The sequence below is a fragment of the Pseudomonas sp. GW821-FHT09E12 genome, from assembly GCF_059416085.1.
In genome coordinates, this window is record NZ_JBWKOM010000005.1 from 18,218 (window position 1) to 43,246 (window position 25,029).

Genomic DNA, 25,029 nt, shown 5'->3' on the forward strand with positions numbered 1-25,029 from the left:
GTCCGGCGGCTCAAGGCAGGACGTTGTAGCCACGCTGTTGCAGGCAACTGGTGTACACCGAGTTATTGGCGGTGATGTTCTGTTCGCTGGTTTTCAGGTCCTGCCTGCGTTCCTGGCGCTGTCTCGACGCGCCGATCATTGCCCCGGCCGTCGCGGCGCTGCGTGCACGGTTCTGGCGATAGTCCTGCTTGATATCGTCGTCGATCTGGTCGTAGACGTTTTCATGTTGCCGACCCCGGACCTCCGCGGCAGTGGCCCCGGCGATGGCCGCGGTGGTGGCGCCTTTTACCCGGCCGCCGGCCGGCACGGTGTTCTGTGTCGGGAACTGCGCGTTGGCCTGCGACTGGCAGGCGCTGGTGTCTTGCTGGATCGTCTGGGAAGTCTGGCCCTTTAATGGAACCACCGTCGCCGCCATCGCACCGGAGCTGGCGAGCAATACAAAGGCCGATAAGGCAAAGCTGAAAATTTTCATCAAGTCGGACTCTCATTGGCCGTCGTTACCCGGCCTGGCGGTTTGTCTTTGCAGACGCAGCGCGACTGCCGTTCCTGAAACCCTACCTTTCGATGCAATGCAACGTTTGCACCCGGGCCTGCGCGCTGGTTACTGCTTGGAAAGCAACGTCTGCATGTCGTTTGTCATGCTTTTGAATGCAGCCTTGAAGTCATTGGCGACTATCGGCTGGCTGGCATTTTCCAAGGTCTCGCCGAACACCTTGCGAACCATCTTGGCGACCGGCAAACCGGTTTTAGCATCGATCAAATCGGCTTCGAGATACAGCTCCGCCGTCTGATCGCGATGACCGGTAGCGGCCTGTGTTGCGCCGACGATTGCAGCGATGGGGACGACCTCATACCAATGCATGCCTTCGTTGCTGGCGCTGACCTGGGTGATTGCCGCCTGCAGGATCAAGGTCCGCGAATGGGGTGCTGCCTGGCGCACACTCGAGACGACCGTGTAGGACGGTGCGAATGCGTTCCTTACGCTGTTGCTGGCGTTGACCTGCAGGTCCCTGAGGGTTTGCAGGTTGACCCGCTCGGTCGCTTTCGGCGAGGGATACAGCATCACTTCCTTGAACACGACGGTGGAATAGGCGTGAGGATCAAACCCTGGCGCTACCCAGCGCAGCACTGTCTGCTCACTGGGCGTGGTGTGTTCTTCCAGGCCCTCATAGTTAGGCAAGAAGCCCGAATATTGCCCTTGCTGCGCCACCTTCGAGACACAGCCGGCCTGGAATACGCAACTCAGGACAATTCCTACGAGCCATTTGTTCGACATGCACATATGTTCTGTTTCCCAGTGTTGAAAGTTGACATTGCGGTTTCCTGAGCTTGCCCCCGATACACGCTTGAGCTGACGCGAGGCGATGCCTGTCTGTCGCTCAAGGCGTAGCGCAATGTTGCCCGTAGGGGCTGGATAATCCGAATCAATAATCCTCAACAATGATCAAACTTCAGCGCCAGGGCCCGTGCGGCCTCAGGTCGTGAGATTGCGCAACCCGCTATGCCCGGTCGTCGCGACGCTTGCGCAAAAGACGCAATGGATGGCGCGGGTCAATTTGGCCGCGGATTCAACGACGCCGGCTCCGGGCCTATATGGCCCGTTGCCTTATGTCCGGATTATTCAAAACAATATGATGAAACGATATAGCAACTGATTTGCGCTCCGAAAAAGGCTGATCTATACATCCAAGCCACACATTGATGAGGTGTGTGCAAAGCAAGGGCTCACGGAACCGGAGCTCCTGCATAACAAGGGATAGAAACAGCGCTTCAAGGATGATTCAGCCATGCATGCGTATCGGCATTTCGGTCGTTGTTCCGTTTTTAAACGAAGCCACAATTCTTCGATCCAGGTTTTCGGCCAGGTTGCTCATTGCCACCGGCGTTCGATTCGACCTGGTTCCCCTCCTTCCTATTGCCTTCGCGGCGCTATCCCTTCTGTCTATCACGCTTCTATGACTCCTCGGCATCAGCCGGGTGTCGGCGTGTGGCGAGAAACATCCGAGTGTTCCACCCGGGTGACCCTGGGCAACAGCCCGAACGGACTCTGTAAAGGTGATCCGTTGTTCTGAGGCAATCCTGCCTCGATTGAAGCGAATGTCGGACCGGATCGGCTCACTCCGCAGGTGACCCGAGGCGGATCCCGTGTAGTCGTTCGTCCAACCTTTTCATGACGCAGTACCCACTTTTCCAGGATGGAGATGGTTATGACTGTACTCAGAGTTGGCATCGTCGGTCTCGGCGCGCAGATGCAAGAAAACCTGCTGCCCACGCTTCTGCAAATGCCGGATATTCGCATCGTCGCCGTGTGCGACAGCGACCTGACCCGCGCCGGACAGATTCACCGTTTCATTTCCGAGGTCGCGATCACCGACGACTTCGATGAGATGCTCGATACCGCTGCGCTGGATGCGGTGGTCATGGCGTGCCCGCCCCAGGCGCACCGGGACCTGGCGATCAAGGCAATGGCCAAGGGCGTGCATGTCTTCGTCGAGAAGCCGCCGTGCTTCACCCTCGCCGAGCTCGAATACCTGATCGGCGCGGCGCGCCAGGCCCAGGTGGTCACTGGCGTGGGCATGAACTTCAAATATGCCAAGCCCATGCGCCAGCTGCGCGATATGACGCGCACCGAGCAGTTCGGCAAGGTCGTGCACATCCAGCTCAACCACTATGCGAGCAAACCCACCGCGCCGCTGTGGGGGCTGGATTCCACGCTGCGTTCGTTCCTGCTGGCCCAGGCGATTCACACCATCGACCTTGGCGTGACCTTCGGCGGCGGCGAATTGCGCGATATCGAATCCCGGGTCCAGCGCCACGAGGACTCGCTGCTGGTGAGCCTGGAGCTCGGTTTCAGCTCCGGCGCGACGGTCAGCCTGCTGAGCGGGACGATGTTCCCGTACTTCGAATTCGACATGAAGATCGTCAGCTCCAATTCGATGATGGTCGAGCTCAACAACCTGTGGAACATCACCCTGCACGAACCGGTGCATGGCACCGGGGCAACCGGCACCGCCAAGCGCTGGCGCGGCGCGTGGCAGCCAGGGCCGCTGGATTCGGGTTATGAGCGCAGCGGTTATTTCGGCGAACTGGAGAAGTTCTTCGACGCGGTGCGCAACCGTACGCCTTACGAGGCCAGCTTCGAGAGCCTGCTGCCGACCTTCCGGGTGATCGAGCAGATCTGTCATGCCGACAGCGCCCGCGCCGATGTCGCCCCCGTGCTTGCCCTCCATTCCACCCATGCCGCCAAGTCCCCAGCCTTTCTCGGAGCCCAGACCAATGTCCTCTAATCTGTCCAGCACCGCCCGCATCTCCGTTTCCGACAAATACCGTCCGGTGTACGCCGACGATCTGCTGACTTTGCAGAACACCCTGGAACGGCCGCTGTCCGGCACCAGCGATGTGGTGGGCGAATACGAGGCCAAGCTGGCAGCCTGGTTCGAGGCGCGGCATGCGATCGCGGTCTCCTCGGGTGGCGCGGCCCTGAGCGTGGCGATCTACGCCGCCGGCGTCGGTCCCGGCGACGACGTCCTGCTGACGCCGAGCTGCCCGCTGTGCACCATCTATCCGATCATCGCCGCGGGCGCCAACCCGATCTTCGTCGACACCCGCCGTCATGGTTTCGGCGCCGACCCGGAATCGATCAAGGCCCGCATTACCCCGCGGACCCGGGCGATCATCGATATTCCGATGTGGGGCTACCCCACCGAAGTCGATGAGCTGCAAGGCCTGACCCGCGAGCTGGGGATCAAGCTGATCCTCGACCTGGCGCATTCCCATGGCAGCACCCTCAATGGCCGGCCGCTGTCGGCCTACGGCGACCTGTCGTGCTTCAGCACCCACGAACGCAAGCCGCTGGCCACCGGCGAGGGCGGATTCATCCTCACCGACGACGACCAACTGGCCCAGCGTTGCCGCGACTACAGCCGCTTCGGCAACCTCAACGGCAAGGACTTCGGCCTCAACTACAAGCTGGCCGCGCTGCCTGCCGCCCTGGGCGCCAACCGCCTGGACTCGCTGGCCGCGCAGATCGAGCAGCGCCGCGCCAATGCCACCTACTTCCTGCAGCAGCTCGACCACAGCAAGGTGCGGGAAAAGGTCATCATCGAGGGCGGACGGACCAACTACTACTTCCTCAACCTGGAGCTGCATTTCGCCGACAACCGGGCCTTCATCGATTACCTGGACGAGGCGGGCATCCCGTCGGACATCAAGCGCTACGGCTGCAAGGCGCTCTACGAGTTCCCGGCGTTGGCCCAGTACCGCAACGACTGCCCCAACGCCGAGGCGCTGCTGGCCAGCATGACCACCATCCCGGTCCATCCGGACATTACCCGCGCCGAACTGGACTACATGGCCGAACGGATCAACCAGTACGGGGCCGCATGATGACGGACGTTCTTGATCGTTCGACCCTGGACCGGCATTTCACGGCCTCGGCGTTCGTGTTGAACCCCGACCGCAAGATGCTCCTGTTGCACCACCGCAAGTTGGGGGTCTGGCTGTATCCGGGCGGCCACATAGAACAGGGGGAAACCCCTGATGTGGCGGTGCTGCGCGAGATCTACGAAGAAACCGGGATTCACGCCGCCCTGCTGGGCGAGCGTGACCTGGAACTGGCCGATGCCGAGACCGATGTCACTGTGTTGCACCAGCCTTACCGGATCCTCTGCGAATACATCGATGACAAGCGCGGGCCGCATTACCACCTGGACCTGATCTACCTCACCGCCACCGACCTGCGGGCTTGCCCGCCGGAGCGCGAGGTGGAAAACGCGCGCTTCTTCAGCCGCCAGGAAACCGCCGAGCTGAAGATGTTCCCCAACTTCCGGCGCATGGTGGACCGGGTGTTCGCCGATGCCGAGGTGTGGGACATGGTCGGCCGGAAGGTGGCGCCATGAACCAGGCCCTTGCTCAACAGGCCCGGGTCATCGCGGACAAGTGTGGCCACGATACCGCCGACGATGTGCCCGAGCTGCAACGCGCCCTGGCGACAGGGCTGACCGGCACCTCGCAGATCGTCGAGGACTACGAGACCGCGCTTGCCGTGTTGTACGGCGTGCGTCATGTGATCGCCGTGTCGTCGGGGGCCGCTTCGGTCACCGCGGCGCTGGCCGGCGTGCGGTTCCAGCCGGGGGACGAAGTGATAGTCGCGCCCACGTGCCCGATCTGCACCGTCCTGCCGATCCTGTCCCTGGGCCTGGTCCCGGTGTTCTGCGATGTGGCGCCGGACAACTTCGGGCTCGACCCGGATGACCTGCAACGCTGCATCGGCCCGCGTACCTGCGCGGTGATCGAGGTGCCGATGTGGGGGTATCCGATCGCCTCGCATACCACCTGGGCCACCACGCGCCAGGCCGGCATTCCGCTGATCCAGGACCTGGCCCATGCGCACCTGACGCGCCTGAACGGCAGCTGGTTGGCGCAGCATGGCGACATCAGTTGCTTCAGCACCCACGACTGCAAGTTCATGTCCACCGGCGAGGGCGGTTTTGTCATGACCGATGACGATGAGCGTGCCAGCCGTATCCGCGCCTACACCCGCTTCGGCAACCTCACCGGCGAAACCCTGGGCATCAACCTCAAGCTCGGCGGCTTGCAGGCCGCCCTCGGGCTGGCGCGTTCGCGGCAGCTGGAAAGCCGCTTGCACCAGCGCCAGGCCAACCGTCGGCAGCTGCTGGAGCAACTGGACAACCCGGCGATCCGCGAACTGCCGCTGACCCCCGGTGGAGAGGCCAACGCCTATGCCTTGCTGTTGCAGGCGGTGGGGCACGACGGGCGTGAACTGGTGCATTACCAGCAGCGTCACGGCATCCCTTCGGACATCGGCAAGTACGACAACCAGCCGCTGTACCAGTTGCCGCTGCTGGCGCAGTACCGCCGCGATTGCCCCAACGCCGCCCGGTTGCTGCGTTCGCTGACCACGGTGCCGCTGCACCCGGGCCTGGCGGGCGACGACCTGGCCTACATTGCAAAGGTGCTCAATGACTACTCCCCAGCCTGATACCGCCACGGGCGGTCGCCATGCCGTGGTCATCGGCGGCAGCGTGACGGGCTGCCTGACGGCCGCGGTCCTGGCCCGGCGTTTCCAGCGTGTCACGGTGATCGAGAAGAGCGATTTCTTCGACGAGACCGGGCCGCGCCAGAGCTTGCCCCAGGAGCATCACGTCCACCTGTTGCTGCTGCGCGGCAAGCAGATTATCGAAGGCATCTTCCCCGGCACCTTGAGCGCCCTGGAGCAGGGCGGCGCGCAGGTGGCCGACCTGGGTCACGACGTGAAGTGGTACCAGGGCGGGCGTTGGAAAAACCGTTACCGCAGTGGCATTTATGCCCATTACTGCAGCCGGCGCCTGATCGACAACCAGCTGCGCCGGGCCCTGCTCGGCGTGCTGAACATCGAGGTGCTGTCGAGCACCCGGGTCACGCAGATCGAGTTCACCGGGGTCGATCCTTCCCGGCGGGTCGAGGCGGTGACCGTCGACGATGGCCACGGCGAGCGGACCCTGCGCTGCGACCTGCTGGTCGACGCCAGCGGGCGTGGCACGCGCTTGCCGACGTGGCTGAAAGAGGCCGGCTTCGGCGAAGTCGAGACCAGCGTGGTCAAGACCGAGCTGGGTTATGCGTCGCGCATCTACCGGCGTCTTCCGGCCTATGCCGAGCAGTGGCAGGTCCTGCTGGTGCTGCCCAAGGCGCCGTTGCAGCGTTCCATGGGAGTGATCAGCCCGATCGAAGGCGACCGCTGGATGGTCACCACCGGTGGCTGGTTCGGTCACTTTCCCGGCAACGACCCGCAGGAGTTCCTGCAGGCGCTGGCGGCGCTTCCGGTGCCAGATATCCATGAGGTGATCCGCGACGCCGAGCCGCTGTCGCCGGTCTACACCTTCAAGATGCCCGGCAGTCGCCGCACGCACTTCGATCGGGTCGAGCACTGGCCGGCCGGGCTGCTGGTGGTCGGCGATGCCTTGAGCAGCATGAACCCGCTGTACAGCCAGGGCATGACCATCGGCGCGCTGGAGGCCGATTGCATCGACCACCACATCGACCAGGTATTGCAGGGCGGCCAGGGCTTTCGCCAATTGCAGGGCCGCTTGTGCGAAGTGGTCGATGGCGCCTGGAGCATGGCCACCACCGAAGACTTCCGCTTTCCTGAAACCGTTGGCCAGCGCAGTTGGCGCACGCGTTTCCATCATTGGTACGGCGCCGGCCTGGGCCAGGTCTCGGCGAACAATCGGCGGGCCCTGGAAACCCAGATTGGCGTGACCAACCTGGTGATGGAGCCCAGCAAGCTCTACACACCGGCGATCGCCTCGCGTATCGCCCTCAACGCCCTTCTTGCGGAGAAAACCCGACCATGATCGATGATCGACTGCACTTCTCGGGGATCGAACACCTGGTCTTCGACTGGAACGGCACCCTGATCGACGACATCGCCCTGGCGGTCAGCGCGGTCAATCGCTGTGGCGAGCGCTATGCGGTGCCGCCCATCGATGCCGGGCGCTACCGTGCGCTGTTCGACTTTCCGATTGCCGATTTCTACGCCTCCCTGGGGTTCGACCTGCAGCGCACGCCCTTCGCGCGAATCGTCGAACACTACCTGGAGCATTTCGATACGCATGTTGCGCAGTGCCCGCTGCACGAAGGGGTATTCGAGGTGCTGGAGGCGGCGCGCAATGCCGGTATCGGCGTCTCCATCGTGTCCGCCTCGCATTGCGACGTGCTGCGCAAGACCCTGGAAGCCAAGGGCCTGCTCGGGCATTTCGAGCATGTCGTGGGGCTGAGCCACAACCAGGCCACCAGCAAGACCGCCGAGGCCCTGATGCTGCAGGAGAAGCTCGGCACACCGGCCGGGCGCACCCTGTTCATCGGCGACACCCTGCACGACTACGACGTGGCGCGGGCCGTCGGCTGGCAGCCGCTGCTGGTCAGCACCGGCCATCAGGACCTCAACCGCCTGCGGCAGGCCGACGCCCCGGTCTTCGGTGGGTTGGGCGAACTGCTGGGCCATTACGCCAGTGACGAGCGGCGCGCCGTCGTTCACGAGGGGGCCTGATCATGGACACCGAGCACATTGTCCTGTTGGGCCTGATCGCTGCTTCGCTGCTGTTGCGCGCGCTGGTGGCGTTCTATTACCGGGATGCGCAGCGGGTGCTGCGCCTGCTCAAGCTGATACCGCGCCTGGAGGGGCGGCGGGAGCAGTACTACCGCCCGCTGGATACCTGGTTCGCGCCGTTGCCCTTTGTCTGGACGTGGCTGGATATAGTCGCCGCGGTGCAGGCGGCGTCGATCTACTCGTCGCCGCTGGCCTGGCTGGCCGTGCTGCTGTGGAGCGGCGGGCGCATGCGCGCGTTGCAGGAGTTCGGGCACAACGCGGTGCACTTCGCCCTGTGTCGCCACCATGCCTGGCAGTGGTGGCTGAGCAACGTGTTCTACCAGTTCCCGATGTTCAAGCGCGACATGCGCAGCCGGCACCAGACCCACACCCTGGAACACCATCGCCACCCCAACCATCCGCAACTCGATCCCAACCGCGCCCGGGTGCATGCCGGCGGCTATGTGGCGGGCCTGTCGCCCAGCGGTTTCTATGCGCTGTTGCTGTACCCGCTGACCCCCCGCGGGGCCTGGGTCAATCTCACCACCCTGGTGCGCAGCAGCCTGCTCAACCACTCACGCCTGACCACCCTGGCGCGGTGCCTGAGTGTGGCGGCGGTGGCGGTGTTGCTGTACGCCTTCGGTGGCTGGAAAGGCGTGTTGTTCGGCTGGTTGCTGCCGTTGCTGACGTCCTATCCGGTCTTTGCCTGGATCTCGCTGCTGACCGAGCACCGCTGGTTCATCGAGGGCACCGCGCGCAATCGCCGCGAGCTGGAATACCTGGCGGGCCGGCCCACCGATTACTTCGGGGTTTCCGGCTGGCTGGTGCGGGTATTCATCGCCCCGACGTCCGACGCCTATCACCTGGCGCATTCCCTGTACCCCGGCGTGCGCTGGAACTACCTGCCGGCGATCGACCGGCACCTGAAAATCCACGAACCGCGCTACAGCAGCAACGCCAGCGAAGGGCTGCTGTTGCCTCGCGGCAATGCGCCCACGGCCCTGTCCGAACTCTATGAGCGCCTGGTGTGCACCGAACACGAACCGTCCCCCCTGAAGTCGAGAGGTAGCCTGTGACCCATTCCACTCCAACCCAGCACGTTCAACGTATCGGCATCATCGGCGGCAGCGGCCTGCAACAGCTGCCTGGCCTGCAGGACATTCAGCAAGTGGAATGCACGACGGCCTTCGGCACGCCGTCGTCGCCGCTCACCCTGGGCACGCTCAATGGCGTGCCCGTGGCCTTTGTGCAACGGCATGGCGTGGGGCATGTGATTCCGCCGGCCTCGATCAATGCCCGGGCCAACATCGCCGCGCTGCGCAGCGTCGGTTGCACGCAATTGCTGTCGGTCAGCGCGGTGGGCAGCCTGACCCACGACGCGCCTCCCGGCAGCTTTGTGCTGATCGACCAGTACATCGACCGCACCATCCAGCGGGAAAAAACCTTTTTCGGCCCCGGGCTGGTCGGCCATGTGCCTTTCGGCGAGCCGGTCTGCGCGCGCATGCGTGGCGTGCTCGCCGAGAGTGCCGAGGCCACTGATATCCAGGCGCGCAACGGCGGCACCTACGTGGTCATGGAAGGCCCGCAGTTCTCCACCCGCGCCGAGTCCCACTTGTACCGCCAGTGGGGCGGCACGGTGATCGGCATGACCGCGATGCCTGAAGCCAAGCTGGCCCGCGAGGCCGAGCTTTGCTACGCGATGATTGCCATTCCGACCGATTTCGACTGCTGGCACGAATCCCACGAGCCGGTGAACGCCACCCTGGTGGCGCAACGCATGGCGGACACCTTCAACCTGACCCGGCGCCTGGTGACCGAAGCCGTGACCCGCCTGGGCCAGCATGCAGGTGCCTGCCCCTGCGGTTGCGATCGCGCCCTGGACACCGCGGTGATGACCGCGCCCGAGCACAGGGACCCGCGGATGGTCGAGCGTCTGTTGAGCGTTGCGCCCCATGCCACTCATCTCTCTGCGAGCAAGGAATGAAGCGATGAACCAGGCCATCTCCACCAAGGACCGGGTGCGGATCCATCAGGTCGAAGTGCTTTCGGACAATTGGTACGTGCTGCGCAAGACCACCTACGACTTCCAGGGCCGCGACGGGGTCTGGCGCACCCTGGACCGGGAAACCTACGACCGCGGCAATGGCGCCACCATCCTGCTGTACAGCAGGGTCAAGCAGACGGTGGTACTGACCCGGCAGTTTCGCTTCCCGGCCTTCGTCAACGAACACGACGGCATGCTGATCGAAACCTGCGCCGGGCTGTTGGACAAGGACGATGCGCGGACCTGCATCCACAAGGAGACGGAGGAGGAAACCGGCTATCGCATCCGTGAGGTGCGCAAGGTGTTCGAAGCCTTCATGAGCCCGGGGTCGGTCACCGAGCGCCTGCACTTTTTCGTCGGCGAATATTTCGATGAAGACAAGCAAAGCGAGGGTGGCGGCCTGGAACACGAGGGCGAAGAGATCGAGGTGCTGGAGCTGCCGATCGACCGGGCCCTGGCGATGATCGACAGCGGCGAGATCTGCGACGGCAAGACCATCATGCTGCTGCAGTACGCCAAGCTGCATCGTCTGCTGGAGGTCGCCGCCGATGACTGAACTCAACGCCATCAGCTCGATGGAAAACGCCGAGCTGGCCGAATTCATCGCCGGCATCAGCCAGCACATCGGCATGCCGGTGCGCCTGACCCGTTGTTCCACCTCGGAGCTGATCGAGCGCCTGCACAGTGGCAGCGCCGGGGCCTGGGACCTGTTGCTGGGCACGGCGGCCACCGCCTTGCTCGACCCGGCCCTGGCCTGGCAACTGATGCCGCTGACGGACATCGAATTCGCCGGCCTGCCGGACGCCGCGGTGGCCACGGATCGCCGCTGGTTCGCGGCATCGGGTTTTGTCCCGGCCTTCTGTTATGACCCCAAGGTCCTGGCCCGCGAGGGCCTGTCGGTGCCGACCCGCTGGCAGGACCTGACAGGCCCCGAATGGGCCGGGCGCATCGCCTTGCCCGATCCCGCGCGCTCCGGTGCCGGATACCTGCACCTCAGCGCGTTGCTCGAACATTACGGCGAACCCGCCTGGGCGCTGCTGGCCCAGGTGGCCGGGCATGGCCCTGCGATCAGCGGCTCCTCCACGGCGCCGATCGAGGCCGTCGTGCAGGGGCAGGCCTGGCTGGGGGTGACGGTGTCGACCGCGGCCACCCGCGCTGCCGAACAGCACCCGCAACTGCGCTGGTGCGTGCCCGAAGATGCACGCTGTTATGAGGACGAGGTGTTCGCCTGCCGGGCCGGCTCACCCAACGCCGCCTATGCGCAGCAGGCGTTGCAATGGATGCTCACCCCGGCCGCGGCGCAGATCAGCCAGCGTTATGGCAAGGTCGTGCCGGGCCAGGCTCACCCGGTCGGCGTGCTGCAACCGCTGGCGGCCTTGCAGGCCAGTCGCGACAAGGCGGCGCGCTGTCGGCATTGGCAGGCGCTGTTTAGCCGGGAGACGGCTCATGGCTGAAGCCGCGCGAGATTCCAGTCAAGCGCTCAGCCGCCAGGAGCAGGTCCGCGAGGCACGCCCGTGGTTCCTTTACCTGCTGTTCGGGCTGTTCGGCGCCCAGCAAGGGTTGCTCGGGCCGATCATGCCGTTCCTGCGCGACACCCTGGCCCTCGACCTCGGTTGGGCCGGCCTGCATTTCGCCGCCTATGCCGCCGGCCTGGCGCTGGTCGGCTGGCCCTATCGCTGGCTGGAACGACGGCTGCGCTCGACGAGCATGAGCACCATTGCCTGCCTCTCGGTGGTTATTGCCAGCAGCCTGTTCGCCCTTGCCGGACACTGGTCGCTGAGCTTGCTCGCCGCCGGGGCGATGGGCCTGTCGGGCGGATTTGTACTGGCGGTGGGGCAGGCGGCCCTGGGCGAGCGTTATCGCGAACAGGCCGCGCCGAGGCTGGTAGAGGCGCACATCGTCGCCGGGTTGTGCGTGCTCGGCGGCGCCCTGCTGGTGGGTGGTATAACCGGCCTGGGCCTGTCCTGGCGCCTGGTGCCAAGCAGCATCGCCGCCGTCGCGCTGCTGGTGACCTTGCTCTCGCGGAGTGCCTGGAACGCCCCGGCAATACTCGCCGCCACCGATCAAGCCCGTGAGAGCGGGCAGACCCACATGACCCGGCGGGTGCAACTGAGCCTGTGGGCCTTGGTGCTGCTGGGTATTTCCGCGGAATGGGGCGTCGGTTTCTGGGGCGCGGAATACCTGGCCGTGCATGTCCAGGTCAGCGCCTCGGCCGCGGCCACGCTGATGAGCCTGTATTTTGCCGGTACGGTGTGCGGGCGCCTGGCCAGCCGTTATGCGTTGATCCGCATCAGCCCGTTGCCGCTGCTGGTCGGCGTGATGCTCGGGGCCATCGCCACCCTGGTGCTGCTGTACTTCAGCCAGACCCGGCTGCCGACGGCCTTGTTCATCTTTGTCCTGGGCGCCTGCCTGGGCAATTTCTTCCCGCTGATCCTCGGTTCGGCGATGCGCATCGCGCCCCAGGCCAGCTCGGCCATCAGCGCCCAGGCTTCGCAGGCGGTGGGTGTGGCGCTGCTGCTGGCGCCTTTCCTGCTGGGCTTGCTGTCCTCGCGGATCGGTGTCGAAGCGGCTTTCAGCCTGTTGATCGTCTATCCCTTTCTCATGCTGCCGATCGCCCGCGGTCTGCATTTTTCCGGAGCACGCCCTTGAAGCTTTCTGCCCTGTTGTTCGATCTCGACGGCACCCTCATCGACACCGATGACCTGCACCTCAACGCCTACAACCAGTTGCTGTCGCGCTGGGGAAAATCCATGAGCCTGGATTACTACAAGGCCCATGTGATGGGCTTTCCCGACGACATGATTTTCTCCGGCCTGTTTCCCCAGGCGCCGGCGACGCAATACCCGGAGCTGGCGGCGCAGAAGGAGGCCATGTTCCGCGCCCAGCTGCGCGAGACTATTCCGGTTCCTGGCGTGCTGCGTACACTGGATTATGCCCAGGCGGCCGGTATCCCCATGGCGGTGGTGACCAACGCGCCGAGGGAAAACGCCGAAGCCATGCTCCAGGGCCTGGGGATTGCCGAGCGTTTCGATGCACTGGTGATCGGCGGTGAGCTGGCGCGCGGCAAGCCCGACCCGCTGCCTTATCTGACGGCTTTGCGCTTGCTGGACGCGAGCGCCGATCAGGCGCTGGCCTTCGAGGACTCGCTGGCCGGCGTGCGTTCCGCGGCAGCGGCGGGCATCCACACCTTTGGCCTGCTCTCGGGCCTGGAGGAAACTCAGCTTCGTGAGGCGGGTGCGCGGAGTATCATCCGGGACTTCAACGATGAGGCCTTGTGGCAGCGACTCCAGGTCCCTGCCTGAGCCCGGGCGGTCCATGCGGGACGGTACCGGGGCAGGGCGCCGTACTGCGAGGACCGTCATGGACCGATTCCAGGAAATGCAGGTGTTCATCAGCGTCGCTCAGGAGCAGGGCTTCGCTGCCGCGGCCCGGCGCCTGGGGCTGTCCGCGCCCAGCGTGACCCGGGCGGTGGCGGCGCTGGAGCAGCGTATCGGCACCCAGCTGCTGACCCGCACCACGCGCAATGTGCTGCTGACGGAAGCCGGCCAGCGTTACCTGGAAGACAGCCGGCGCATACTCGCCGAGTTGCAGGACGCCGAGGCCTCGGCCGCCGGCATCCATGCCCTCCCGCGCGGACAACTGACGATCACCGCTCCGGTGCTGTTCGGCGAGCTGTTCGTGACCCCGCTGATGGTGGATTACCTGGAACGCTTTCCCGAGGTCAGCATCAATGCCCTGCTGGTCGACCGGGTGGTGAGCATGGTCGAGGAAGGCATGGACGTCGCGGTGCGCATCGGCGAGTTGCCCGACAGCGGCCAGCACGCGATGCGCGTCGGCGAGGTGCGGCGGGTCATCTGTGCTTCCCCGGGGTTTCTGACGCGGCATGGCCGACCACGGCATCCCCAGGAACTGCGCCAGGCGCCGGTGATTGCGCCGTCGTCCATCGGCCAGTCCAGAAGCTGGCTGTTCGACGATAACGGAACGCCCTTGAATATTCGTCCGGAGCCGCGGCTGGTGGTCACCGCCAACCAGGCGGCGATCAGTGCCGCCTGCCTGGGGCTGGGCCTGACCCGGGTGCTGTCGTACCAGGTCGCGGGCAAGGTGGCGGCGGGCGAGCTGGAGATTGTCCTGGCGGAGTTCGAACTGGCGCCGCTGCCGATCCATGTGGTGTATCAGGGCGGGCGCAAGGCCCCGGCGCGGGTGCGCAGTTTCGTCGACTTCGCGGTGCAGGCGCTGCGCGAACACCCGGCGTTGCAACCGTAGCGCGGATTATTGCGCTGGCTGAAATGATGGATTGTGTTTTCTGGTGATTCTATTGTTTTGACCCGAGAGGGAAGATGGCGTCCGTCAGTGCCGCTCTTGTGAGCCGCACCCCTGCCCAGCGGAGTCTGCCATGCACGCCATCAAGCTCTACAGCTTCCCCCGTTCCGGTCATGCCCATCGCGTCGAACTGATGTTGTCGCTGCTGGGGCTGCCTTTCGAGCTGGTCTTCGTCGACCTGGCGAAAGGCGAGCACAAGCAGGCGGACTTCCTGGCGCTGAACCCCTTTGGCCAGGTGCCGGTGATCGACGACCAGGGCGTGATACTGGCCGACTCCAACGCGATCCTGGTGTACCTGGCGCGCAAATATGGCCAGGGTCGCTGGCTGCCTGAGGATCCGCTGGGCGCGGCACGGGTCCAGCGCTGGTTGTCGGTGGCGGCGGGGCCGATTGCGTTCGGCCCGGCGGTGGCACGGCTGATCACCGTATTCGGCGCCCAGCGCAACGCCGAGGAGGCCATCACCCGCTCCCATGCGCTGCTCAAGGTGGTCGAGCAGGAATTGACGGCGAGCCCTTACCTGGCGGGCAGCGAACCGACCATCGCCGATATCGCCGGCTACAGCTACATCGCCCACGCCCCCGAGGGCAATGTGTCGCTGGCGGATTATCCACAGGTCCGCGCCTGGCTGGCGCGCATCGAAGCCTTGCCTGGCTTCGTCGGCATGCCGCGCACCGCGGTGGGTCTGCAAAGCGCCTGAATCTGGCGGCCCGGCACCCTCCGGGCCCGCTGACTGCTGCGTCATCGACGCAGGGGAGCCCCATCATGAACATCGAATCCCCCTGGCATGCAGGCGAAACCCGCCTGCAAGCCCAGGCTGGCGTTGCCGAGCGCATGGACGTCGTCGGGCGCAAGGTGATCCGCAGCGAGATGCTCGACCAGCACCGGCAGTTTTATCAACAGCTGCCGTTCATGCTGCTCGGGGCTGTGGATAACCAGGGCAACCCCTGGGCCAGCGTGCTCGAAGGGGCTGTCGGTTTCGCCCAATCGCCAACCCCCGGGCGGCTAAGGCTCGACAGCCTGCTCGCCGCCGAAGACCCCGCCCAACTGGCGCCGGGTGCGGCCATCGGCCTGCTGGGCATCGAGCTGCACACCCGGCGGCGCAACCGCCTCAACGGGCGGATCGTCGAGCTGGACGACAGCGGTTTTGCCCTGGGGGTCGAGCAGTCCTTCGGCAATTGCCCGCGCTACATCCAGCTGCGACAGTTCGAGTCGGTGCCGCTGGCCGCGCACCGGCCGGTGCAGCGCCTGAACGCGCTGGATGAAGCGGCGAGGGCGATGATCCGGGGCGCCGATACGTTTTTTGTCGCCAGTTACGTGGAGCTCGAGGGACGGCTCTGGGTCGATGTGTCCCACCGCGGCGGCCCGGCCGGTTTCGTGCGGGTCGAGGGCAACCGCCTGAGCATTCCGGATTTCGCCGGCAACCTGCACTTCAACACCCTGGGCAACCTGCTGCTCAACCCCCGCGCCGGCCTGCTGTTCATCGACTTCAGCCGTGGCGACCTGCTGCAGCTCAGCGGCCGCACTGAAGTCGTGCTCGACGACCCGCAGATCGCCACCTTTCCGGGCGCCGAGCGCCTGTGGCGCTTCGAGGTCGAGCAACTGGTGCGCCGGCCCGCGGCGCTGGCCCTGCGCTGGCGTCCGACGTAAAAAATCCTAGGAGCGAGGCTTGCCCGCGATAGGGCCGTGGCTGACCCACCACGGTGTTTGCATCGCGAGCAAGCTTCGCTCCTACAGGTGTTGCGGCGTTCAGGAAAATGTAGGAGCGAGCTGCGTCAGGCGTAGGACAGGGCTTTTTCCTCCAGCAACTCCTGGTACAGCTTGCTCCACCTTTGGCCCATCTGGTCGGCGGTGAACAGCTGCCGGTAACGGGCCTCGGCCTTGAGGCCCATCCGAGCGGCCTGTTCCGGGTTGTCCCAGAGCTGGCGCATGGCGGCGCGGAAGGCCAGGGGATCGCTGGGCGGCACCACCAGGCCGGTTTCGCCATGGATATTGATGTAGCTGGTGCCGGTGCCGATCTCGCTGGAGATCATCGGTTTGCCGTACATCGCGCCTTCGAGCAACGAGATGCCGAACGCCTCGGAGCGCAGGTGCGAGGGAAAGACGATGGCATAGCTCAGTTGCAGCAGGGCCACCTTGTCTTCATCCCCCAGGCGGCCAAGGAAATGCAGGTTGCGCAGGCCCAGCGCCGCGGCCTGGGCATGCAGTTCGGCTTCGAGCGGGCCGGCGCCGACGATCACCACCGGGTAGTCCACGTCCTTGAGGGCATCGAGCAGGATGTGCAGGCCCTTGTAGTAACGCATCACCCCGACGAACAGGAAAAAACGCTCGCCCAGGCGCTGGCGCCACTGGGCCATGCGTTCGGCGTCGGGCTGTGGATAACCAGCCTTGTTCAGGCCGTAGGGGATGACCCGGGTCTTGTCCGGGAACTGTTGCAGCACATTGCTGGTGTGCAGGTAGTTCGGCGACGCGGCGACGATCCGGTCGACGCTGTGCAGGAAGCGGTTCATCAATGGCCGGTACAGCTTGAGCAGGTGGCGCTGGCGGATGATGTCGGAGTGATAGGTGGCCACGCAGGGCTTGTTCATGCCACTCATGAAATGCACCAGGTCCATGAACGGCCAGGGGAAGTGATAGTTGACCACGTCGGCTTCGGCGGCCATTTCGCGAAACTGCTTGAACACGCTGTAGGAAAAGCCGGTGGAGGCGAACTGGAAATCCAGCTTCGCCTGATGCACCTCATGCTGGCCCACCTTCAGTGCGCCGGAGGAGGGAGTGGGGCTCAGCGTCAGGACCTGGCCGTCGATGCCATAGTGGGCACCGCTTTCGCAGAGCTGGAAGATGACCTGCTCAGTGCCGCCGACCGAGTCAGGCAGGTATGTTTTGTAGAAGTGTAAGACCCGCATTCAGCCTCCCATGGCCTGACGGTAGGCACGCGCGGTGATCCGCGCGCAGCGCCCCCAGGAAAAAAGTCTTGCCTGTTCCAATCCCGCTTCGCGGCACGCCTGCCAATGGCCGTCGTCTTCGATCAGGCGCAGCAGGGCGTGGCGCAAGCCGTCCATATCGTCGGGGTCGACATAGTTGCCGGCCGCACCCGCGACTTCCGGCATCGCCGAACATCGCGTCAGTACCACCGGCGTACCACTGGCCATGGCTTCCAGGACCGGAAGACCAAAGCCCTCGTAACGCGAAGGAAAAACCAGGGCCCTGGCCCCGGCGACCAGCTGTGCCAGCTGTTCGTCCGGCAGGTAGCCCAGCAGGCGCACATGGCCGCTGGCCAGGGCGCTGTACAGCGTTTCGCTGAATTGCCCCTGTTCCCAGCCCGCCATGCCGACGATCAGCAAGGGATAACGCTGGCGCAGGGTTTCCGGCAGCCGGGCATGCGCCAGCAAAGCCAGGGACAGGTTCTTGCGCGGTTCCAGGGTGCCCACGCAGAGCAGATAGCCGTGGGCTTGCAGCCCGTAGGTCGCGAGGCAGGGCTCCAGCTCGGCCGGAGCCCGGGGATGAAAGCGTGGAGCCGCCCCCAGCGGGGCCACGACAAAACGCTCGCGCGGCAGGCCGAAGTAGGCCTGGGCTTCATCGGCGACGAACTGCGAATCGGTCAGGATCACCCGCGCCTGCTCCATACCCGCGCCCAGGCGTCGCTCGATTTCCTTCAGCCGTGCCGGTGGCTGGGTGGCCGGGTAATGCACATGGGTCAGGTCGTGCAGGGTCATCACGGTCGGCCCCTCGAACGACATCGGCCACAAGGTGGGTTCGTGGTAGAGGTCGATGGTGGCGTGCCGGCCCTGGTCGAAGCGCCGCTGTTCCAGCCAGCGCCGCGCCTGGTAGGCCCCGGGAACCTGGCGCAGCCAGGGGCTGAGCCAGGAATAACCGGGCATCGCGGCAGCCGGCAGTTCACTGCTCCAACCCCAGCCATGGAACAGCGCCAGTTCGAGGCCCGGTTCGCCAGCCAGGGCCGGGGCCAGCTCCGCGACGTAGTGGCCGATGCCGGTACGTGGCGCCTGGAGAATGCGCGCGTTAAGGGCTACACGCATCGTTCATCTCCAGGGCCGCAGGGGCGTTCCGGTGCTGGCGGACAATGCGTTCGATCAACTGGTTGCTGGCGTCGCGCCAAGTCAGCCAACGCCACTCATCCACATCACGGGCTGCGGGGAACACCCCTGTGCGCTCCTGCTGGGTGACCAGCTCGGCCAGGCTCTGCGGATCGTTCAGGTCGAAATAGGCCATGAACTCGCCGCCGATTTCGCGAAATACCGGGATGTCGCTGCCCATGGCGGGCAGGCCACGCTGCATGGCTTCCACCAGGGGCAGGCCGAACCCTTCGACATAGGAGGGGAACACCAGCGCCGTCGCCTTGGAATAGGCGTACTCCAGGCTGTTGTCGTCCAGTGAATTGAACATGAACAGGCGCCGGTTCAACTCCGGGTGCCGGCGAATCCGTTCGATCAGCGCCTCGCATTTCCAGCCGATGCGCCCGGCGATGCACAGGCGGGCCTGGGAGCCACTGGCCCAGACACGCTCGAAGGCGTCGAGCAGGAAACCATGGTTCTTGCGTGGTTCGATGGTGCTGACCATCAGGAACACCGGCGCCCGATGCATGAACAGCTGCGTCAGGTCCGGGTCTATCCGCGAGTTCTCGCTGCACTGATCCAGTTCCGAACCCAGGTGGAAATAGTCGAACCAGCGCTGCGCGACCTGCTCGCGGCCAACCCGGCGGAGCATTTCCGCGTGCACCTGATCGCGGATGGTCGCGGAGATCGCCACGTAGCCGTCGGCGGTGCGGGCTATCCAGTCGAACCAGTGGTTGAACACCCGGACCAGCCCGGCGTCGCAGAACTGCGGATGGGTCAGGGGGATCAGGTCGTAGATCACCGAAACTATTCCCACGCCGTCGCGCTTGAGCTGTTCGGCCAAGGGGAAAAAGTCGGCGTGCCACGACGAGTCCAATAGCACCAGTTGATCGCCCGGTTGATGTTGCAGCGGCACACAGCGCTGGGGAATTTCATCCACGTTCACCAAGCGGTTGCACAGGCGCAGGGGGATGCTGAGAAAGGCAAAGGCCGTCAGGCGGCACGCGATGTAGAGCAAGCGCCGGGCGATGTATGAATCGGCAAAGGGTTTGCGGCGTTCCAGAGTCCGGTGGCGCAGCCAGAAAACGTTAGCGATCTGCTCCAGGCGTACCCGCAGGCTCATCAGGTTCCAGCGCCGGGTCGGCAGTGGCTTGAGGCTCAGAACCCGATACAGCTTGCCGCCGAGCATCGCCACCGGAATGCATTCCACCGCGCCGCTGGCCGCGGGCAACTCGCGGATGACGTTGCGCACCACGCGCTGGATGCCTGAGTTGGTTTCGGGGTGTTCGAACACGTAGGTGCATTCGATCAACAGGCGGCTCATGGTTCCACCTGCTGGCTGATTGGCTGGACGGGCTCCACGGAGCCCGGGAGGGTGCGCTCGATACTGGTCCGCGCCTGCAACCAGGAGCAGCCGACAAAGTCTTCCTGGCGGTTATTGATGACGTGGAAGACCAGGCCGTAGTCGCGCCATTCGAAGTTGCGATCCAGGTGCGAATCCAGCCGCGACAGGCTCAGGGCCACCGAGTAGTTGCCCTTGCCCAGGCCCATGGTGAAGGCGAAGCGGAAGGTGACCTTTTCGCCGGCGCTCAAGTCGGTCAGGGCCTGGTCCAGGCGATGGGTGTTGATGCCATACATGGGCTGGCCGAGACGGTCCTTGATCATGAAGCCCAGCACCAGCCGTTCGATGTCCTGGCGCACCTCGACCTGTACTTCCAGCACCACCGGCTGGCCGACTTCGGCCATCTCGATCGAACGCTCGCGTTCGTCGCGCAGGTGCACGCTGAGGATCGCGGCTTCGCCGGTGCCGGAAATGGTCCGTACCTGGCCGTTGGCGAGCATTTCCTGGCGCACCGTCTGGCCTTCGCGTTCGGCGAGCATGGCGTTGTAGTAGTCCATCACCTCTTCCGGCTTGCCGTGCATGGCTACGCGGCCCTGCTCGAGCAGGATCGCGGTGTCGCAGATCGACTGGATCGCCGAGCGGTCGTGGGACACGATCAGCAGGGTGGTGCCGGCGCGGCGGAAGCTGCGGATGCGCTCGAAACTCTTGTGCTGGAAGTAGGCGTCGCCCACCGACAGCGCCTCGTCGACGATCAGGATGTCCGGGCGCCGGGCCGTGGCCACGCTGAACGCCAGGCGCATCTGCATGCCGCTCGAATAGGTGCGTACCGGATGATCGATGGCCTCGCCGATCTCGGCGAAGGCTTCGATTTCCGCCATCAGGGCCTGGATTTCCTCGACCTGCATGCCCAGCAGCTGGCCGGCCATGACCGCGTTCTGGCGCCCGGTGAAGTCCGGGTGGAAACCCATGCCCAGCTCCAGCAACGCCGCTACCCGACCCCGCAGGTGGATCTCGCCGCAGGTCGGCTGGGTGGTGCCGGTGATCATTTTCAGCAAGGTGCTTTTGCCGGCGCCGTTGACCCCGACTATGCCCACGGCCTGGCCCGGCTCGATCTCGAAGTCGACGCCCTGCAGCACCCAGTGCAGGTGATGGCGCGGCTTGGAAAACGGAATCATCCATTCGAACAGCCGGCTCCAGCGGTTCGGGTACTGCTTATAGGCCTTGCCCAGGCCGGTGACGCGTATATGTCCCATCAGAGCTCATCCACCATTTCACCGACGCGCTGGCGGAAAAGCCGCAGCCCCATGCCACAGAACAGCAGGCTGATCACCAGCATCGGGGTCAGCGAACTCCATTGCGGCCACTGGTCGTACAGGAACAGGTTCTGGTAGCTGTGCATCAGCGCGGTCAGCGGGTTGAGCGCCAGCAGGCGCTGGATCGACTCGGGCAGGATGCTGATGGGGTAGACGATGGGGGTCAGCCAGAACCAGAACTGCAGGAAGATGCCGAAGAACTGCGCTACATCGCGGAAGAATACGTTCAGCACCCCGAGGATCATCCCCAGGCCGGTGCAGAACAGCACTTGCAACAGCAGCAGCGGGATCAGCGCCAGCAGCGCCAGGCCCGGCAGGCGCCCGGTGATCAGCAGGAAGCCGAGGAACAGGCCGAGGATGATCGCGAAGTTGATGCCGGCGTTGAGCAGCACGATCACCGGCAGGCAGATGCGCGGGAAGCTGATCTTCTTCAGCAGGTTGGCGTTTTCCAGGAACATGCTCTGGCTACGCAGGGTCAGCTCGGAAAACAGGCCCCAGGTCAGCAGCCCGGCACAGAGGTAGACGCTGTAGGCCAGGCCGTCCTCGACCCCCGGCAGGCGAGCGCGCATCACCTGGGAAAAGATCACCGTGTAGACGACGATCATCGACAGCGGGTTGAGCACGGTCCACAAGGCGCCGAACAGCGAGTTGCGATAACGCGCCTGGAACTCGCGCTGCACGCTGCCGAGGATGAAGCCCCGATAGCTGCGCAGCGAGCGGTACAGATTGAGCAGCATCAGGCTGTCCTGCCGTATTGGTCTTCGAAACGGACGATGTCGTCCTCGCCCAGGTATTCGCCGCTCTGCACTTCGATGATGACTAGGTCGATCACCCCCGGGTTCGCCAAGCGGTGCTTGTGCCCGGCGGCGATGAAGGTGGATTCGTTGCTGTTGAGCAGATGCGAGCCTTCGCCGTTGTTGGTGACCCTGGCCGTGCCCTGGACCACCACCCAATGCTCACTGCGGTGGTGATGCATCTGCAGCGACAGCGTGGCGCCCGGCTTGACCACGATCTTCTTGATCTTGAAGCCCGGGCCTTCCTCCAGCACGGTGTAGCTGCCCCAGGGCCGGTTGACCGTGCGATGCAGGCGATAGGCTTCGTGGTTGCGGTCCTTGAGCTGCCTGGCCACCTGGCGCACGTCCTGGGCGCGGTCGGCGTGGGCCACCAGGATGGCGTCGGCGGTCTCGACCACGATCAGGTTGTCGACGCCCACCGTGGCGATCATCCGGCCTTCGCTCTGCACGAAATTGCCGCGGCTGTCGATGAACAGGGCTTCGCCGGTGGCGCGGTTGTCCTGGGCATCGGCGTCGACCAGGGCGCTGATCGCGCACCAGGAACCAATATCGCTCCAGTCGAAGCCGGCTGGGATCACTGCGACCTTGTCCGAGATTTCCATCAGCGCGTAGTCGATGGAAATATCCGGCATATCGGCGAAATGCGCCGCCGACAACTCGTGCTGGACAATGCGTCCGGTTTCCACCGGCGTGCTGGCCGCCTGGCAGGCGCGGCCCAGCTCCAGCAGCGCGGGAGCGTGCTGCTGCAACTCGGCCAGCAGGGTCGCGACCGTGAAGCAGAACATCCCCGAGTTCCACAGGAACCGGCCGCTGTCGAGGTAACCCTGGGCGGTCAGCGGGTCAGGTTTCTCGACGAAGCGGCGAACCCGGGCGCCGCCACGTTCGTCCAGGCTATCGCCGGATTCGATGTAGCCAAAACCGGTTTCCGGCGCGGTCGGGGTGATGCCGAACGTCACCAGGTAACCGGCTTCGGCCAGTTGCACGGCGTGGGCGACAGCATTGCGAAAGGCCGCCTCGTCCTGGATCAGGTGGTCGGCGGGCATGACCACCAGGGTTGCCTGATCGCCGTGCCGTGCCTGCACGGCCAGCGCGGCGGCGGCAATCGCCGGTGCTGTGTTGCGGCCCGAGGGTTCGAGGATGAAGTGGCCGTGGTGCTGTTCCAGCCTGGCGGCCTGGAAATGGTCCTTGCTTTGGAAAAAGTGCTCACGGTTGGTCACCGTGACGATCTCGCCGTTGCCGGCCAGCAGCCCGGCAGCTCGACGGTAGGTCTTGCCCAGCAGGCTCTGGCCGTCCGGCAGGGTCATGAAGGGCTTGGGCTGGCCTTCGCGTGACACTGGCCATAAACGGGTGCCGGCGCCGCCGGAAACAATTACAGGAATCAACATGCCTTACTCCTTGGCAACACGTGTCATGTCCGCATCCACCATCATGTGGATCAGGTCCTGCAGATCGGTCTTGGGCCGCCAGCCAAGGAGCTTTTGAGCCTTGGCCGGGTTGCCCAGCAGTACATCGACCTCCGCCGGGCGCAAGAACGTCGGGTCGATCTTCACGTAGTCACGGTAGTTCAGGCCGAGGTGTTCGAAGGCGATCCGGCACATGTCGCGCACTGTGGTGGTGACGCCGGTGGCCACCACGTAATCATCGGCCTTGCCCTGTTGCAGCATCAGCCACATGGCTTCGACATAGTCGCCGGCGAATCCCCAGTCGCGCTTGGCGTCGATGTTGCCCAGGCGCAGCTCCTGCTGCTTGCCCTGCTTGATCCGGGCGGCGGCATCGGTGACCTTGCGGGTCACGAACTCGATGCCACGCAGGGGCGATTCGTGGTTGAACAGGATGCCGCTGCTGGCATGCAGGCCGAAGCTCTCGCGGTAGTTCACGGTGATCCAGTGCCCGTAGAGCTTGGCCACGCCGTAGGGGCTGCGCGGGTAGAACGGGGTATTTTCGTCCTGCTGCTCGGCCTGGATCAGGCCGAACATTTCGCTGGTGGAGGCCTGGTAAAAGCGGGTGTGCGGGCTGAACTGGCGGATCGCCTCGAGCAGGTGTGTCACGCCCAGCCCGTCGACGATACCGGTGGTCACCGGCTGGTCCCAGGAGGCGGCGACAAAGCTTTGCGCCGCCAGGTTGTAGAGTTCGTCGGGCGCCGCCTTGATCACCGCCCGTTGCACGGAGCAGGCGTCGGCCATGTCGCCATCCAGGTAGCGGATCTCGCCCTCGATGCCCATCTCACGCAAGCGCCAGCGCGAGTCGCTGCTGCGTCGCGCCACCAGTCCGTGAACCTGATAGCCCTTGTCCAGCAGCAACTTGGCCAGATAGGCGCCGTCCTGCCCCGTGATCCCTGTGATCAGTGCACTTTTTGTCATTCTTGTAGTACCCGTGACTCCCAGTCGGACAGGATCGCCCGCAGGGATTGTTGTATAGGTGTTTCAGGCGCCCATCCGCTGTTCAGCCGCTCGCCATGGCCACCATGGACGCAACGCGATGCTGTCCGCCATGGACGGGCAGGGGGCTGGAGCGCGGTGGTGGAGGCCGGGGCAAGCGGGGTCAGAGGCTCGAGCAGGGGGCGGATGTTGTTGCGCTGGCCAGTCAGGTGGATCGCCGAGTCGGGTGACCGGGGTAACGGGCGCTGGAAGTTTTGGTGGGCGCTCGGGCCATGGGAGGAGGCAGGCAGCGACCTCCGGCCTGAGCCGATGCTGCTCAAGCGGGATTGGGTGTGACGACCCATGAATCCATTCAGGCCCGTTACAAACAGACGCTTCTTCAAGCGGCAGTCCCCTCATCACGAACTTGCGCGAAATCCCGGGCTTAAATGCGGGAAAATTCAGGAACTTCCGAAAAGTATCGAGAATGGCCTGCCACGCGAAGTTATTGTTGTAGTTATTTGGCAATCAATCTGTGCCAATTGCGCGGCAATTTCAATAAGTCCTATCGTGACCGGTAAGTTCTCCTTTTTGAGCATAGGAAAAATCTCTCCGGTAGGTTCCCGAACATTCGATGGATGTGTTTAGAATGCCTTTCGTCTCGACCCAAACGATCAGAAGCGGCTGTCTTTAGCCGCTGGAA

The 25,029-nt window shown here is 64.6% G+C and carries 24 protein-coding genes; 15 read left to right on the forward strand and 9 right to left on the reverse strand.

Going from position 1 to position 25,029, the window contains the following annotated elements; genetic code table 11:
- Positions 1 to 10 precede the first annotated feature (10 nt).
- Positions 11 to 472 (reverse strand): hypothetical protein, encoded by a 462-nt coding sequence (locus AC07PQ_RS15155; protein WP_007924525.1) that lies wholly within the window; start codon positions 470 to 472, stop codon positions 11 to 13.
- A 129-nt stretch (positions 473 to 601) separates the two neighbouring features.
- On the reverse strand, positions 602 to 1,282 hold the full coding sequence (locus tag AC07PQ_RS15160) for a DUF3313 domain-containing protein (RefSeq protein ID WP_007924526.1): 681 nt from the start codon (positions 1,280 to 1,282) through the stop codon (positions 602 to 604).
- A gap of 925 nt (positions 1,283 to 2,207) precedes the next feature.
- Here AC07PQ_RS15160 and AC07PQ_RS15165 point away from each other — a divergent pair.
- The 15 genes from AC07PQ_RS15165 to AC07PQ_RS15235 all read left to right on the forward strand — a co-directional run bounded on the left by AC07PQ_RS15165 (position 2,208) and on the right by AC07PQ_RS15235 (position 16,097).
- On the forward strand, positions 2,208 to 3,287 hold the full coding sequence (locus AC07PQ_RS15165; protein WP_007924527.1) for a Gfo/Idh/MocA family protein: 1,080 nt from the start codon (positions 2,208 to 2,210) through the stop codon (positions 3,285 to 3,287).
- A complete protein-coding gene (locus AC07PQ_RS15170; protein ID WP_253366481.1) occupies positions 3,277 to 4,386 on the forward strand; it encodes a DegT/DnrJ/EryC1/StrS family aminotransferase in 1,110 nt (369 codons plus the stop codon). The genes AC07PQ_RS15165 and AC07PQ_RS15170 overlap by 11 nt, the downstream gene beginning before the upstream one ends.
- On the forward strand, positions 4,386 to 4,898 hold the full coding sequence (locus AC07PQ_RS15175) for an NUDIX hydrolase (protein ID WP_256593449.1): 513 nt from the start codon (positions 4,386 to 4,388) through the stop codon (positions 4,896 to 4,898). Before AC07PQ_RS15170 ends, AC07PQ_RS15175 begins: the two co-directional genes overlap by 1 nt.
- Positions 4,895 to 6,001: a DegT/DnrJ/EryC1/StrS family aminotransferase gene (locus tag AC07PQ_RS15180; protein ID WP_007924530.1), complete on the forward strand. Its 1,107-nt coding sequence runs from the start codon at positions 4,895 to 4,897 to the stop codon at positions 5,999 to 6,001. Before AC07PQ_RS15175 ends, AC07PQ_RS15180 begins: the two co-directional genes overlap by 4 nt.
- The gene (locus AC07PQ_RS15185) at positions 5,982 to 7,352 is read left to right on the forward strand and encodes an NAD(P)/FAD-dependent oxidoreductase (protein WP_007924531.1); all 1,371 of its coding nucleotides are present in this window, start codon (positions 5,982 to 5,984) and stop codon (positions 7,350 to 7,352) included. Before AC07PQ_RS15180 ends, AC07PQ_RS15185 begins: the two co-directional genes overlap by 20 nt.
- Positions 7,349 to 8,047: an HAD family hydrolase gene (locus tag AC07PQ_RS15190; RefSeq protein WP_007924532.1), complete on the forward strand. Its 699-nt coding sequence runs from the start codon at positions 7,349 to 7,351 to the stop codon at positions 8,045 to 8,047. The genes AC07PQ_RS15185 and AC07PQ_RS15190 overlap by 4 nt, the downstream gene beginning before the upstream one ends.
- Before the next feature lie 2 nt (positions 8,048 to 8,049).
- The gene (locus AC07PQ_RS15195) at positions 8,050 to 9,162 is read left to right on the forward strand and encodes a fatty acid desaturase family protein (RefSeq protein WP_493185817.1); all 1,113 of its coding nucleotides are present in this window, start codon (positions 8,050 to 8,052) and stop codon (positions 9,160 to 9,162) included.
- On the forward strand, positions 9,159 to 10,070 hold the full coding sequence (mtnP, locus tag AC07PQ_RS15200) for an S-methyl-5'-thioadenosine phosphorylase (protein WP_007924543.1): 912 nt from the start codon (positions 9,159 to 9,161) through the stop codon (positions 10,068 to 10,070). The genes AC07PQ_RS15195 and mtnP overlap by 4 nt, the downstream gene beginning before the upstream one ends.
- Positions 10,071 to 10,074: 4 nt before the next feature.
- Positions 10,075 to 10,686 (forward strand): GDP-mannose pyrophosphatase NudK, encoded by a 612-nt coding sequence (gene nudK / locus AC07PQ_RS15205; RefSeq protein ID WP_493185818.1) that lies wholly within the window; start codon positions 10,075 to 10,077, stop codon positions 10,684 to 10,686.
- Entirely contained in the window at positions 10,679 to 11,584 is a 906-nt protein-coding gene (locus AC07PQ_RS15210) for an ABC transporter substrate-binding protein (RefSeq protein WP_007924547.1), read from the forward strand. The genes nudK and AC07PQ_RS15210 overlap by 8 nt, the downstream gene beginning before the upstream one ends.
- Positions 11,577 to 12,779 (forward strand): MFS transporter, encoded by a 1,203-nt coding sequence (locus tag AC07PQ_RS15215; RefSeq protein ID WP_007924550.1) that lies wholly within the window; start codon positions 11,577 to 11,579, stop codon positions 12,777 to 12,779. The genes AC07PQ_RS15210 and AC07PQ_RS15215 overlap by 8 nt, the downstream gene beginning before the upstream one ends.
- Positions 12,776 to 13,432 (forward strand): HAD family hydrolase, encoded by a 657-nt coding sequence (locus tag AC07PQ_RS15220; protein ID WP_007924552.1) that lies wholly within the window; start codon positions 12,776 to 12,778, stop codon positions 13,430 to 13,432. Before AC07PQ_RS15215 ends, AC07PQ_RS15220 begins: the two co-directional genes overlap by 4 nt.
- Before the next feature lie 58 nt (positions 13,433 to 13,490).
- Complete coding sequence (locus AC07PQ_RS15225) at positions 13,491 to 14,393, forward strand: LysR family transcriptional regulator (RefSeq protein WP_493185819.1); 903 nt, start codon at positions 13,491 to 13,493, stop codon at positions 14,391 to 14,393.
- A 130-nt stretch (positions 14,394 to 14,523) separates the two neighbouring features.
- Positions 14,524 to 15,147 (forward strand): glutathione S-transferase family protein, encoded by a 624-nt coding sequence (locus AC07PQ_RS15230; RefSeq protein ID WP_493185820.1) that lies wholly within the window; start codon positions 14,524 to 14,526, stop codon positions 15,145 to 15,147.
- A gap of 65 nt (positions 15,148 to 15,212) precedes the next feature.
- A complete protein-coding gene (locus AC07PQ_RS15235) occupies positions 15,213 to 16,097 on the forward strand; it encodes a pyridoxamine 5'-phosphate oxidase family protein (RefSeq protein ID WP_493185821.1) in 885 nt (294 codons plus the stop codon).
- A 125-nt stretch (positions 16,098 to 16,222) separates the two neighbouring features.
- On the opposite strand, the gene AC07PQ_RS15240 is transcribed toward AC07PQ_RS15235, so the two are convergent.
- Genes AC07PQ_RS15240 through AC07PQ_RS15270 form a run of 7 tightly spaced genes read right to left on the reverse strand, consistent with a single transcriptional unit; the run spans position 16,223 to position 24,329 of the window.
- A complete protein-coding gene (locus AC07PQ_RS15240; protein ID WP_493185822.1) occupies positions 16,223 to 17,353 on the reverse strand; it encodes a glycosyltransferase family 4 protein in 1,131 nt (376 codons plus the stop codon).
- Positions 17,354 to 18,484 carry a glycosyltransferase family 4 protein gene (locus AC07PQ_RS15245; RefSeq protein WP_493185823.1) on the reverse strand — a complete coding sequence of 377 codons (1,131 nt, stop codon included), beginning with the start codon at positions 18,482 to 18,484 and terminating at the stop codon, positions 17,354 to 17,356.
- Entirely contained in the window at positions 18,468 to 19,844 is a 1,377-nt protein-coding gene (locus AC07PQ_RS15250; protein WP_493185824.1) for a glycosyltransferase family 4 protein, read from the reverse strand. The genes AC07PQ_RS15245 and AC07PQ_RS15250 overlap by 17 nt, the downstream gene beginning before the upstream one ends.
- Positions 19,841 to 21,115 carry an ABC transporter ATP-binding protein gene (locus AC07PQ_RS15255; protein WP_493185825.1) on the reverse strand — a complete coding sequence of 425 codons (1,275 nt, stop codon included), beginning with the start codon at positions 21,113 to 21,115 and terminating at the stop codon, positions 19,841 to 19,843. Before AC07PQ_RS15255 ends, AC07PQ_RS15250 begins: the two co-directional genes overlap by 4 nt.
- Positions 21,115 to 21,912: an ABC transporter permease gene (locus tag AC07PQ_RS15260; protein ID WP_007924587.1), complete on the reverse strand. Its 798-nt coding sequence runs from the start codon at positions 21,910 to 21,912 to the stop codon at positions 21,115 to 21,117. The genes AC07PQ_RS15255 and AC07PQ_RS15260 overlap by 1 nt, the downstream gene beginning before the upstream one ends.
- Positions 21,912 to 23,354: a mannose-1-phosphate guanylyltransferase/mannose-6-phosphate isomerase gene (locus AC07PQ_RS15265; RefSeq protein ID WP_492570516.1), complete on the reverse strand. Its 1,443-nt coding sequence runs from the start codon at positions 23,352 to 23,354 to the stop codon at positions 21,912 to 21,914. Before AC07PQ_RS15265 ends, AC07PQ_RS15260 begins: the two co-directional genes overlap by 1 nt.
- 3 nt (positions 23,355 to 23,357) lie before the next feature.
- Positions 23,358 to 24,329 carry a GDP-mannose 4,6-dehydratase gene (locus tag AC07PQ_RS15270; protein WP_493185826.1) on the reverse strand — a complete coding sequence of 324 codons (972 nt, stop codon included), beginning with the start codon at positions 24,327 to 24,329 and terminating at the stop codon, positions 23,358 to 23,360.
- Positions 24,330 to 25,029 lie beyond the last annotated feature (700 nt).

Bases quoted from the DNA above. Each gene is read 5' to 3' on its own strand.
- AC07PQ_RS15190 (WP_007924532.1), top strand. From the start codon at position 7,349: ATGATCGATGATCGACTGCACTTCTCGGGGATCGAACACCTGGTCTTC.
- AC07PQ_RS15185 (WP_007924531.1), top strand. From the start codon at position 5,982: ATGACTACTCCCCAGCCTGATACCGCCACGGGCGGTCGCCATGCCGTG.
- AC07PQ_RS15155 (WP_007924525.1), bottom strand. From the start codon at position 472: ATGAAAATTTTCAGCTTTGCCTTATCGGCCTTTGTATTGCTCGCCAGC.
- AC07PQ_RS15225 (WP_493185819.1), top strand. From the start codon at position 13,491: ATGGACCGATTCCAGGAAATGCAGGTGTTCATCAGCGTCGCTCAGGAG.
- AC07PQ_RS15210 (WP_007924547.1), top strand. From the start codon at position 10,679: ATGACTGAACTCAACGCCATCAGCTCGATGGAAAACGCCGAGCTGGCC.
- AC07PQ_RS15245 (WP_493185823.1), bottom strand. From the start codon at position 18,484: ATGCGTGTAGCCCTTAACGCGCGCATTCTCCAGGCGCCACGTACCGGC.
- AC07PQ_RS15195 (WP_493185817.1), top strand. From the start codon at position 8,050: ATGGACACCGAGCACATTGTCCTGTTGGGCCTGATCGCTGCTTCGCTG.
- AC07PQ_RS15230 (WP_493185820.1), top strand. From the start codon at position 14,524: ATGCACGCCATCAAGCTCTACAGCTTCCCCCGTTCCGGTCATGCCCAT.
- AC07PQ_RS15170 (WP_253366481.1), top strand. From the start codon at position 3,277: ATGTCCTCTAATCTGTCCAGCACCGCCCGCATCTCCGTTTCCGACAAA.
- AC07PQ_RS15165 (WP_007924527.1), top strand. From the start codon at position 2,208: ATGACTGTACTCAGAGTTGGCATCGTCGGTCTCGGCGCGCAGATGCAA.
- AC07PQ_RS15250 (WP_493185824.1), bottom strand. From the start codon at position 19,844: ATGAGCCGCCTGTTGATCGAATGCACCTACGTGTTCGAACACCCCGAA.
- AC07PQ_RS15175 (WP_256593449.1), top strand. From the start codon at position 4,386: ATGACGGACGTTCTTGATCGTTCGACCCTGGACCGGCATTTCACGGCC.
- AC07PQ_RS15180 (WP_007924530.1), top strand. From the start codon at position 4,895: ATGAACCAGGCCCTTGCTCAACAGGCCCGGGTCATCGCGGACAAGTGT.
- AC07PQ_RS15235 (WP_493185821.1), top strand. From the start codon at position 15,213: ATGAACATCGAATCCCCCTGGCATGCAGGCGAAACCCGCCTGCAAGCC.
- AC07PQ_RS15215 (WP_007924550.1), top strand. From the start codon at position 11,577: ATGGCTGAAGCCGCGCGAGATTCCAGTCAAGCGCTCAGCCGCCAGGAG.
- AC07PQ_RS15270 (WP_493185826.1), bottom strand. From the start codon at position 24,329: ATGACAAAAAGTGCACTGATCACAGGGATCACGGGGCAGGACGGCGCC.
- AC07PQ_RS15160 (WP_007924526.1), bottom strand. From the start codon at position 1,282: ATGTGCATGTCGAACAAATGGCTCGTAGGAATTGTCCTGAGTTGCGTA.
- AC07PQ_RS15265 (WP_492570516.1), bottom strand. From the start codon at position 23,354: ATGTTGATTCCTGTAATTGTTTCCGGCGGCGCCGGCACCCGTTTATGG.
- AC07PQ_RS15240 (WP_493185822.1), bottom strand. From the start codon at position 17,353: ATGCGGGTCTTACACTTCTACAAAACATACCTGCCTGACTCGGTCGGC.
- nudK (WP_493185818.1), top strand. From the start codon at position 10,075: ATGAACCAGGCCATCTCCACCAAGGACCGGGTGCGGATCCATCAGGTC.
- AC07PQ_RS15255 (WP_493185825.1), bottom strand. From the start codon at position 21,115: ATGGGACATATACGCGTCACCGGCCTGGGCAAGGCCTATAAGCAGTAC.
- AC07PQ_RS15260 (WP_007924587.1), bottom strand. From the start codon at position 21,912: ATGCTGCTCAATCTGTACCGCTCGCTGCGCAGCTATCGGGGCTTCATC.